At 31.9% G+C, this 10845-nt stretch carries 9 protein-coding genes and 1 other annotated feature; of the genes, 3 read left to right on the top strand and 6 right to left on the bottom strand.

Features of this window, described 5'->3' with window-relative positions:
• Positions 1 to 182: 182 nt before the first annotated feature.
• Together CN601_RS18710 and CN601_RS18705 are read right to left on the bottom strand one after the other, a co-directional pair.
• On the bottom strand, positions 183 to 797 hold the full coding sequence (locus CN601_RS18710; protein WP_098120725.1) for a PH domain-containing protein: 615 nt from the start codon (positions 795 to 797) through the stop codon (positions 183 to 185).
• Positions 798 to 888: 91 nt separating this feature from the next.
• Entirely contained in the window at positions 889 to 1515 is a 627-nt protein-coding gene (locus tag CN601_RS18705) for a hypothetical protein (protein ID WP_098171916.1), read from the bottom strand.
• 208 nt (positions 1516 to 1723) lie between these two features.
• Between CN601_RS18705 and CN601_RS18700 the strand changes: the two genes are divergently transcribed.
• Positions 1724 to 3280 carry an ABC-F family ATP-binding cassette domain-containing protein gene (locus CN601_RS18700; protein WP_098120727.1) on the top strand — a complete coding sequence of 519 codons (1557 nt, stop codon included), beginning with the start codon at positions 1724 to 1726 and terminating at the stop codon, positions 3278 to 3280.
• Positions 3281 to 3340: 60 nt separating this feature from the next.
• Here the strand turns inward: CN601_RS18700 and CN601_RS18695 are convergent, their stop codons facing one another.
• A complete protein-coding gene (locus CN601_RS18695; protein WP_098171915.1) occupies positions 3341 to 3934 on the bottom strand; it encodes a nitroreductase family protein in 594 nt (197 codons plus the stop codon).
• Between the two features lie 252 nt (positions 3935 to 4186).
• Positions 4187 to 5875, bottom strand: a complete 1689-nt coding sequence (argS, locus tag CN601_RS18690) for an arginine--tRNA ligase (RefSeq protein ID WP_098171914.1) — start codon at positions 5873 to 5875, stop codon at positions 4187 to 4189.
• A gap of 41 nt (positions 5876 to 5916) precedes the next feature.
• Positions 5917 to 6137, bottom strand: a binding site (T-box leader).
• 123 nt (positions 6138 to 6260) lie between these two features.
• On the opposite strand from argS, the gene CN601_RS18685 reads away from it, so the two are divergent.
• Complete coding sequence (locus CN601_RS18685; RefSeq protein ID WP_257131743.1) at positions 6261 to 7346, top strand: tetratricopeptide repeat-containing glycosyltransferase family 2 protein; 1086 nt, start codon at positions 6261 to 6263, stop codon at positions 7344 to 7346.
• A 201-nt stretch (positions 7347 to 7547) separates the two neighbouring features.
• Positions 7548 to 8606, top strand: a complete 1059-nt coding sequence (locus CN601_RS18680; RefSeq protein WP_098171913.1) for a glycosyltransferase — start codon at positions 7548 to 7550, stop codon at positions 8604 to 8606.
• A 21-nt stretch (positions 8607 to 8627) separates the two neighbouring features.
• Here CN601_RS18680 and CN601_RS18675 read toward each other — a convergent pair whose 3' ends face one another.
• Both CN601_RS18675 and CN601_RS27230 read right to left on the bottom strand, forming a co-directional pair.
• Positions 8628 to 10004: a glycosyltransferase gene (locus tag CN601_RS18675; protein WP_098171912.1), complete on the bottom strand. Its 1377-nt coding sequence runs from the start codon at positions 10002 to 10004 to the stop codon at positions 8628 to 8630.
• 221 nt (positions 10005 to 10225) lie between these two features.
• A partial coding sequence (locus CN601_RS27230; protein WP_218923247.1) for a collagen-like triple helix repeat-containing protein occupies positions 10226 to 10845 on the bottom strand: 620 nt, incomplete at its 5' end.

The raw sequence follows: 10845 nt of genomic DNA, 5'->3' as shown, positions 1-10845 counted from the left end.
CTTTTTAGACTAACTTAAAATTTAAGCAATTTATACACAAAAAACACTACTTTATGAATAAAGTTCACAGGTTTATGAACATTGTTCAAATTTTGTTCGTATTTCTCTACTCAAACGGAAAACACCCCACAAAAAAAGAAGTCCCATAAGTACAATGACTTACGAGACCTCTATTTACTAAATTAGTTATTAATATACTTCTCAAATACGTATCCGAAATCTTTAACTTTATATTGCTCTCTAGAATTCATTAACCATTCAAAAGCAGCTTCGTTAATTTGTTTGAAACTATTTACTAAACTATTCTCAGCTGTAGTAACACGACCTAATGTTGTAGAAGCAATTTCAATACTTTCCTTAGCATATCCAAGTGCTTTTTCATTTTCATGGCTAATCTCGGCGATTGTTAGTAAAGCTTTATATAAATCCTTTAGTGCTTCAATATGTTTTTTATGAACATCAATTGAGAACTCTTTACCACCTATATGAAACTTAATTTCAACATCTAAATCAATTGTACCAGCAGTTTCAAGCACTACGTGTGAAATTTTATGTGTGTGATAATTGTAACGGTGTAGCGTACGCTTCTTACTAATTGCACTCGTACCATCTAAATGGATTAAAGCCTTATTTGTAAAGCAGTACTCATCTGATTTAGATTTTATTAAAAAATAAATTTTTTCATTATCTTCATGCATTACATAATCGTCAGAATCAACCTTGTCATAATTCTTCGGTTCAATAACACTACCAACATCACTTAAACCAAGCATATCTGCAGCAACTTTACCAAACATATATTACTCCTCCTCATTGGGTCTGTGTATGGAATATCAATACTAAAGGAAATGAATAGCTGTTTCCTTTTCCATTTTATCACCCATTTATCTATTTCACTTCTAGACATAATAAGTATACATATTTATTTTCAAATAGTCTTTCATTATCCTGAATGTCAGGAAAAACTTCGACCGTTTCCATCTTGTCAACTGCATCTACAAATGCTCCAAGAATAATTTCCTTATCCTTTTTGATTTCTTGTTTCTTAAATATGGTCCCAATTGTTGAAATATTTGTCTCATGAGGCTGCTTGTATACCGTTTGAACCGTACTATTATTTTTAGCGCCTGTTGAAATAGTAGTATTCCATTCATAATTTCGTTTTGTATCTAATTGAAGTTTTCGTTTAAATGAAAGATAAAATGTTTTTCCTATATCCTTTTTAGAGATAAACATGCCTGAATCTAAAATTGTCTGAGTTAGTTTTCCATCTTCATACACTTTCACTTTCATTTTAATCTCTTTTAACTGATTAACATTTCCAAATTTCAATTTATATAATGCAATTTGATCAGGATTTTCCCCTATTCTCTTGACTACGTTTTTCTCATAATTAGTCATCTTATACGATTCAACAACATTATTTCCACTTGCAGTTGAATGGTTACTTATTACTTCCCGATTACAACTAACCAAAAAAACAAATATGGCTAATACTAAAAATATTTTTTTCAATCAAAATTATCCTCCTTAATCTCATACTCCTAAAATTCTTACTATCACTGTATTCCCTGTTTTTCCGTTTTTTCCCTTTTTTGCTATTTTAATTTTATCATTGAACACTCTACCCGTTGCAGACTATAATTAGATGGTGACTGTTTAAATTCCGTTCTAAAAAGAACATAATTATATAAAAATGAAAATATAGAAAAGGTGTCGATCAATGAGTATTTTAACTGTAAAAAACTTAAGTCATGGTTTCGGTGATCGTGCGATTTTTAACGATGTATCATTCCGTTTATTAAAAGGAGAACATATCGGGCTGATTGGTGCGAATGGTGAAGGTAAATCAACTTTCATGAATATCGTTACTGGAAAATTACAGCCAGATGAGGGTAAGGTTGAGTGGTCTAAAAAAGTACGTGTAGGTTATTTAGACCAACATGCTGTTTTACAACCAGGAATGTCAATTCGCGACGTATTAAAAAGTGCGTTCCAATATATGTTTGATATGGAAAATGAAATTAATGAGTTATACATGAAAATGGGAGATGCAACTCCAGAAGAAATGGAAAAAATGCTTGAAGATGTGGGAGTTCTTCAAGATACTTTAACAAATAATGATTTCTATATTATTGATGCTAAAGTTGAAGAAATTGGTCGTGGTCTAGGATTAGAAGATATCGGACTTGATCGTGATGTAACTGAACTATCTGGTGGTCAACGTTCAAAGGTTCTTCTATCAAAACTTCTTTTAGAAAAACCAGACATCCTATTACTAGATGAGCCTACTAACTATTTAGATGAGCAACATATTGAATGGTTAAAACGTTATTTACAAGAGTATGAAAATGCATTTATTTTAATTTCGCATGATATACCATTTTTAAATAGTGTTATTAACTTAATTTATCATATGGAAAATCAAGAATTAAACCGCTATGTCGGTGATTATGATAATTTCAGAGCAATTCATGAGATGAAAAAATCACAATTAGAATCAGCATATAAACGTCAACAACAAGAAATCTCTGAACTGAAGGATTTCGTTGCCCGTAATAAAGCTCGTGTTTCTACACGTAATATGGCAATGTCACGTCAAAAGAAACTTGATAAAATGGACGTAATTGAGCTTGCACGTGAAAAGCCAAAACCTGAATTCCAGTTTAAACCGGCCCGTACTTCAGGTAAATTAATATTTGAAGCAAAAGATTTAGTGATTGGTTATGACGAGCCTCTATCTCAACCATTAAATCTACGTATGGAACGTGGTCAAAAAATTGCTTTAGTTGGGGCAAATGGTATTGGTAAAACGACGTTAATGCGTAGTTTACTAGGCGATATTAAACCAATTTCCGGTGAAGTTGAACGAGGCGAATTCCTTCACATTGGATATTTTGAACAAGAAGTTAAAGGTGATCATAATAAATCTTGTATTGATGAAGTTTGGGACGAATTCCCTTCTATGACACAATATGAAGTACGTTCTGCACTTGCAAAATGCGGATTAACAACTAAGCATATTGAAAGTAAAGTTGCTGTATTAAGTGGTGGGGAAAAAGCAAAAGTTCGTTTATGTAAGCTAATTAATCAAGAAACAAACTTACTTGTACTCGATGAGCCTACAAACCATTTAGATGTAGACGCAAAAGAAGAACTAAAACGTGCATTAAAAGAGTACAAAGGAAGCATTTTAGTAATCTGTCACGAGCCTGAATTCTATGAAGGTTTAGTTACGGATGTATGGAATGGTGAAAACTGGACTACTAAAGTATTTTAATTTAGATAAAGAAAGAGCCCGAAATAATTTTCGGACTCTTTTTTATTTCGAATTTATATCCTAAAGTGAAATTTTTTGACTAAGCTGAGTAGTCCACTCACGAGGATGTTTTCTTTTCTTTGTACCCTTTGGCATTGTATTTATATATCCAATATGAAGAGCACCTAATATTTTTCGATTTTCTGGAATCTCCATCTCTTTATAAAATTGCTTATCAAAAATATAAGGATTAGTTCGCCATACCATTCCAATATTCTTTTCCCAAGCCGCTAATTGTAAATTTTGAACAAACGCACAAGTTGCTCCAATTGCTTCTAAATTCCTCTTTTCATTGTCTGAGTGATCTGTCGTTATGATTAAATGCATTGGTGTATCTATAATATATGACTTGAAAAATTCAGTCGATTTTTTAATTTTCTCAACTGTGTATGTTTCAGTTAATTCCATTCTTTCATAGCTATCTACAATTTTCGAAGCATAATATTCTCTTTCCTTTTGCTCTGAAATCATAATGAATTGCCAAGGCTCTTCTTTACTATGGAAAGGAGCATAAGATGCTGCTTCAAGTAACTCCATCAAAACTTCCGTATTAATTGGATCTTTTTTTGTATCTCTAATTGTTCTTCTATTTTTAATAAAATCTAATATCGACATTGAACGTTATTCTCCTTAGTTTCTAAATAATCTTTATATTCATTATAAATGTAAATGATAATCATTTTCAATAACCTTTTCGTTTTTTAACTATTTTCTTACACTTTGTTTTTATGATCGCGAGTTTGTTAAATACTTCCCACATATTTCCATAAGTATTTATATGTAGTAAAGTTTGGAAAGACTGTGTTTAAGTTCAGATCAAAAAAGAAAACAGGTATTGAAGGATAATTTCTTCAATACCTGTTTTTATTACATTTCTTTTGGAGCACGAATGCCTAATAATCTTAATCCTTCTTCTAATATAACGGAAACAACTTTTATTAATGCCAATCTACTTTCAAGTTGATCATCATTAGTTAGTATATGTGTATTTCCATAATATTTATTAAAGCTTTGAGCTAAGTCAATTGTATATTTTGCAATTACCGACGGTTCAAATTGTTCAAAGCTACGTGAAACTTTATTTGGAAATTCAAGAATCTGTTTGATGATATCCCAACTATAAGAATCGTCAAGTCCCTCTTGTTTACTTACATCATACGATATTGCTTTTTCTAAAATTGAATTTGTTCTAGCAATTGAATACTGTACGTAAGGTCCAGTTTCCCCTTCAAATTTTAACATCTGTTCAAGTGAGAATTCGATGTTATTCATACGATCATTTTTTAAATCTTGGAAAATGATTGCACCGACACCGACCATTTTTGCAACTTCTTCTTTATTTTTTAATGTAGGATTTTTATCTGCAATATTTTGACTTGCTAAACTAATTGCTTCCTCAATTACCTCTTCTAATAGAACAATTTTCCCTTTTCGTGTAGACATTTTTTTACCATTTTGTAGGATTAAGCCAAATGGTACATGAACCATATCTTCAGACCATTCGTACCCCATTTTGTTCAAAACTGTAAATACTTGCTCAAAATGTAGCGCTTGTTCTCCACCAACTACATAGACAGCCTTATCGAAATCGTAAGTTTCTTTACGATAAAGTGCTGCAGCTAAGTCACGTGTAGCATATAAAGTTGCTCCGTCAGATTTTCTAATTAAGCATGGTGGTAAATCTTTTTCAGTTAATTCAACAACATCGGCACCTTCTGATTCGACCAATAGATTTTTCTGTTCTAGAAGATCAATTATTCGGTCCATTTTATCATTGTAGAATGCTTCTCCGTTAAAGTTATCAAAATTAACACCTAATAAATCGTATACTAACATAAATTCTTTAAGTGATTCTTCACGGAACCATTTCCATAAATGTAATGCTTCTTCGTTTTTCTCTTCTAATTGCTTAAACCAGCTTCTAGCATCTTCCTCAAGTTGAGGCTCTTTTTCAACTTCTTCATGAAACTTAATATATAATTTTAAAAGCTCTTTAATTGGATTCTCTTTTACAGCGTCTTGATTACCCCACTGTTTATAAGCTACGATCAATTTTCCAAACTGTGTTCCCCAGTCTCCAAGGTGATTAATTTTTACTGCTTTATAGCCATTTTTTTCTGCAATTTTAGCAATCGAATTTCCAATCATTGTAGAGCGTAAATGCCCCATTGAAAATGGCTTTGCAATATTAGGAGAGGAACAATCAATCGCAACTGTTTTCTCATTTCCATCTACTTGGTTGCCATATTCCTTACCTTGACTGAGAACTAAATCAATTACTTGTTTACTTACTAGTTTTTTATTTAAAAAACAGTTTACATACGGACCGTTCGCTTCAACCTTTTCAATAAGCTCGTGCTTAATCAAAGGTGCAACTTCATTGGCGATCATTACAGGAGATTTTCTTAATGCCTTTGCTAATTGGAAACAAGGAAATGCCAAATCACCTTGATCTGCATAATTAGGTTTTTCAATAAGTGCGTTGATTTCAGTTATGGTTAATGCTCCATTTAAAGCTTTTTCGATTTGTTCACTGTACAAATTTACATAATTCATTTTTATCAATCCTCTCTCAAAATAAAAAACCCGTCTCTATCATAAGAGACGGGTTTAAATAATCCGCGGTACCACTCTAATTGTTCAAAGATATTGAACCAACTTTAAAATTTGTTAACGAGGTCTTCCCCGGCAAAGTCCTACTACTATTTCAGACCGCTTTTCCGAAGTGCGTTTCATCTTATTCGTCTATTAGGCTTTCACCATCCCTAACTCGCTTAAAGAATAAAAATAAGATTACTCTCTTCATCTAAAAATTTTCAATATTCATTTTTATCATTTAACCATATTCATTCTAGAATTTCAATATTAATCTTATTTTTGAACTCGATGAATGGCACCTTTTGTTGACAACCTTAATAACATAGAAATTGAGGTGGAATTCATGAATAAAAAACCAATAACGTTAAGCCTTTGTATGATTGTAAAAAATGAAGAAGCTGTGCTTTCAAGATGTTTATCTTCTGTATCTACTATAGTAGACGAAATCATAATTATTGATACAGGTTCGACAGATAAAACAAAAGAAATTGCTAAAAAATTTACAAATTTAATTTATGATTTTACTTGGATAAATGATTTTTCAGCAGCTAGAAATTTTGCTTTTTCAAAAGCTACGAAGGACTATATAATGTGGCTTGATGCAGATGATATTGTTAATGAAGAAAATGCAAAAAAATTACTTAAATTAAAAAAAACACTGACTAAAAATGTCGATGCTGTTGGAATGAAATATCATCTTTCATTTGATGAAAACGGAAATCCAAGTTTTAGTTCTGTACGAAATCGAATCGTTAAGCGTGAAAGAAAATTTAAATGGGTTGGATTCGTGCATGAATATTTAGAAGTTTATGGAGAAATTATTCAGTCAGATGCTGCAATCATTCACCATAAAGACAAAGAATACTCTGACCGAAACCTAAAAATATATGAAAATGCAATTGCTTCAGGTAAAGATTTAAGTCCTCGTGACAAATACTATTATGCAAATGAATGCGTTGATCATCAGCTATATGAAAAGGCAATTGAATGGTATGAATTGTTTCTATCTGAAGGAAAAGGTTGGTACGAGGATAATATTCAGGCTTGTGGAAAAATGGCAGACAGCTATCTGTTTATAGAAGAATTGGAAAAAGCGATAAATAGTTGTCTAAGATCTTTTTCTTATGATGGGCCACGAGGAGAAAACTGCTGTCGATTAGGATTTATGTATCTTCAACAAAATGATTTTACACGCGCAATTACATGGTATAAGCTTGCTACTCTTGTTGATGTACCAACAACTAGTCCTTTTATAAACCAAGCATGTTACACTTGGTTACCAAACCTACAATTATGCCTCTGCTATAGTCGATTAGGAGATCAAGAGACCGCTAAAAAACATAATGATATTGCTGCAAACTACGTTCCTAATAATCCTTCTGTTTTACACAATCAAGAATATTTCCGCACTTACTTTAAAAATAAATAAAACACCACTAAAATTCATTCTTCCTCTTACTCCTTTACGAATAGCTTTATTTGGATATTATTTCACTACTAACTAATGAGACGAATGAAGGACTATATATCGTTAAATGAATGGCCTATTGCTGTTAGTATGTAGGATTAATGATTCAAGCTTATTCTATAGTTATAAATTTATCCAAATGAAATAGAAAAGGGTGATAATTTGATTACAGTTAGCTTATGTATGGTTGTACAAAACAACGAAGCTATAATTGAAAGATGTCTTAATTCTGTTACGAATATAGTTGACGAAATTATCATTGTTGATATGATGTCAAACGATCGAACAAATGAAATCGCAAGAAAATTCACTGACCAGATTCATCTTTTTGAAGATGACGATGAAGTAGCTGCATTAAATTTCTCAAAATCACTGGCTACTAAAGACTATATTCTTTTACTAAATCCTAGCGAAGTTTTGCTTGAAAATGATCGTTTAAATCTCATCCATTTAAAACAGTCACTACGAAATGAGATTTATAATATAGTTGTCAATTATCAAGTTGGATGGGATGAAAAAAATAGACAAAAGATTAGTAGAGTATTTAAAAGATTAGATTCAAATACTCAAACGATGAATTCAACAAATGAATATACTCCTGAATCTGTACAACTTACTAAACTCGTCATTACTGATCTACCTCTAACTCAAAGTACTCAAAAAAATCTTCAAATGTATGAACAAATGTTAAATAATAAAATCATTTTTACTTCTATGGATTTGTTTTATTATGCAAAAGAGCTAAGTTCAAATGCTCAGTATGATCAATCAATTAAGTATTTCTTACAGTTTTTAAGATCAAACCAACAATTTGAAGAACATAATATACTCGCTTGTAACTATATAGCTAATTGTTATCATGAGCTCAATCTGAGTGAACTAGAAACTACTTGGCTATTAAGAGCACTTAAACACGGTAATACTCATCCTGAAACTTGTTGCAGATTAGCCTATTTATTTATGGAAAAAAATAAAATGGATTCAGCAATTTATTGGTACAAGGAAGCAACACAAAACAAAGTAAACGAAAAATTAATTAATCACAATCCATCGTGCACTTCTTGGCTTCCACATTTACAATTAGCTGTTTGCTATGACAGAATCGGTGAGTATTTCCTTGCAAACCATCATAATGAATTAGCTTATCAATTTTATCCAACTCATCCAAGTATTCTTTCAAATCGCGAGTATTTTTCAACACTCATAAATAAAGGCAGCTGAAGTTAACTCAGCTGCTTTTTATCATTTTTTCCTGATTAACATTAACATATAATATATTTCAAGATTAGTAGTTAATTGATTAAGATTAAACCCAAAACTATGAGCTAAGTGGACAACCTCTTCAAAAAACAACTTAATATTTACATCAACATTTATATTTTCATTCTGTTTCGAAATCATTTCAAATTGTTCAGGTGGGAATAGTGTATTTATTGTTAACGGTGTAAAAAATCTAATCTGATCTTTTTTTAGGATCCCAGCGTGAATATAGTTCCATTGACCTTGTAGTAATTGAAAGAGCACTTCTCCATGTGAGACATTCGGGACTCTACAAATAATTGAGCCCTTTGGTTTTAATAGTTTAGTGATTTCTTTTATATAATTCCAAGGATCTTCAACTTGATTCATAATATTATCAATTATTACTAGATCAAAAAACTCTTCAGGATAGCTATCTGGCACTTCATTAATAGCGATTGAATCCACCCTATTATAAAATTGCAATGCAATTGAGGACAATTCTGCATCAGCTTCTGTACCATATAAGTCGCATCCATATAGATTTTTTATTTCTAATCCTGTTGCTCCAGCTGTACAACCAAGCTCTAATATGTTTTTAACACCAGCAGGTACCAAAGCAATAATCTCATTTTTTGGATACCCTATATCAATTAAATTATCTCCCCATTTTTGAATATATTTCATTCTGTTTTCTATATATAAATGTGTTATGTTTATATCACTATTTCCATTAAATGTCATATGTCCGTAATGATGAACAAATGAATCTAATGCAATATGCAACTCATATCCTTCTAAAATAGTTCTTAAACAAATATCATCATCTTCAAACGAACCAAGCTTAAACCTTTCATCAAATCCGATTAATTTTTCTATTAATTCCCGTCTTACTAATAAACAAAAACCTACTAATCGCAGCACTTGCTTAGACATACCTTTTACGTTTGCACAATACTTTAATGAAAATTCATTAATTTCCTGATCGTTTTGATAATCAACATTGATTCTCTGCAAACCGCTCACATAATTACTTACTGGTCCAACCATTCCAATTTTTTCATTACTGTATAAAAGTTTGAGCATTGCATCTAACCAATTTTCTGTAACAATCGTGTCATTATTTAAAAATAACAGACTATCTCCTGTTGCGACTTCAATTCCTTGATTACATCCTTTAGCAAACCCCATATTTATCTCATTTAAGATTGTAATAAAGGAAGGTTTACTTTTTAAATATTCTCGTGTTCCATCTGTCGATCCATTATCAACAACAATAATTTCAACTTCATCTTCTTTTGTATACTTTGCAAGGCTATCAAAGCACTTTTTCGATACTTCGAGTTGATTATAAGTTAATATAATAATACTAGTTTTCATTGTAAACACCTTCTTAAAATCTCACTCATTCAATTTTTGCCTCTCAATTTTCTAAATCACATACATTAATTAACATATTCAAATGCAGATTATTTGGTCAGTACAAATTCAATACTAAAATTAATAAAAAAACCTCATTAACTATTCGAATAGATAACTATTGAATAATTAATGAGGAAGTCGCTATCTTAAGATAAACTGAACATCTCTAAGTGTGGTAGTTAAACAATACGGTGAACTGACCAACTGATGCCTGATGAATTGTTTCCACCTAGAGTAAGCGGTATAGTTAATCCGTCAGCCTCATAGAAGAGACCAATCACATCTCCCGCAGTTAATTGTAAGTCGCTAACGATTGTGACTGTTCCATCACCAAGAATAGCTCGTAGATTTAGGACTAGTGCAACGTTTACATCTAAGATTGGTATTAATCCACTTAACAAATCAGCTGTTGTAGGTGTTATTCTACGGAACACAAATGAAGGATTTACCCCTGCTCCAAGTGATACTGTTAATGTTGCAGTTGTAGAGTAACTAATTGTTGCTTCAAAAGTATATCGTCCAGTTGCTGGGACAGTGAAATTACCAGTTGCTGGATTAAATGTTGTTCCATTGAAGAATGGGCTTGTCACACTCCACCCCGTTAACTGAGTTGTAGTTGCTGTATTAAGCGCTGGTAAAAACGCTGAGAAGCCATCAGAAAGTACATTTGGACCAGTTGCTCCTGTTAAACCTGTTGGACCTGTTGCTCCTGTTGCTCCTGTCACGCCCGTTAAACCTGTCGCTCCTGTTGGACCTGTTGCTCCTGTTGAACCTGTCACACCTGTTGCTCCCGCTGGAC

This window comes from Bacillus sp. AFS017336 (genome assembly GCF_002555445.1).
In the GTDB taxonomy this organism is placed as follows: domain Bacteria; phylum Bacillota; class Bacilli; order Bacillales; family Bacillaceae_G; genus Gottfriedia.
The sequence above is the reverse complement of the archived record's forward strand: the minus strand, read 5'-3'. Positions and strand labels throughout refer to the sequence as shown.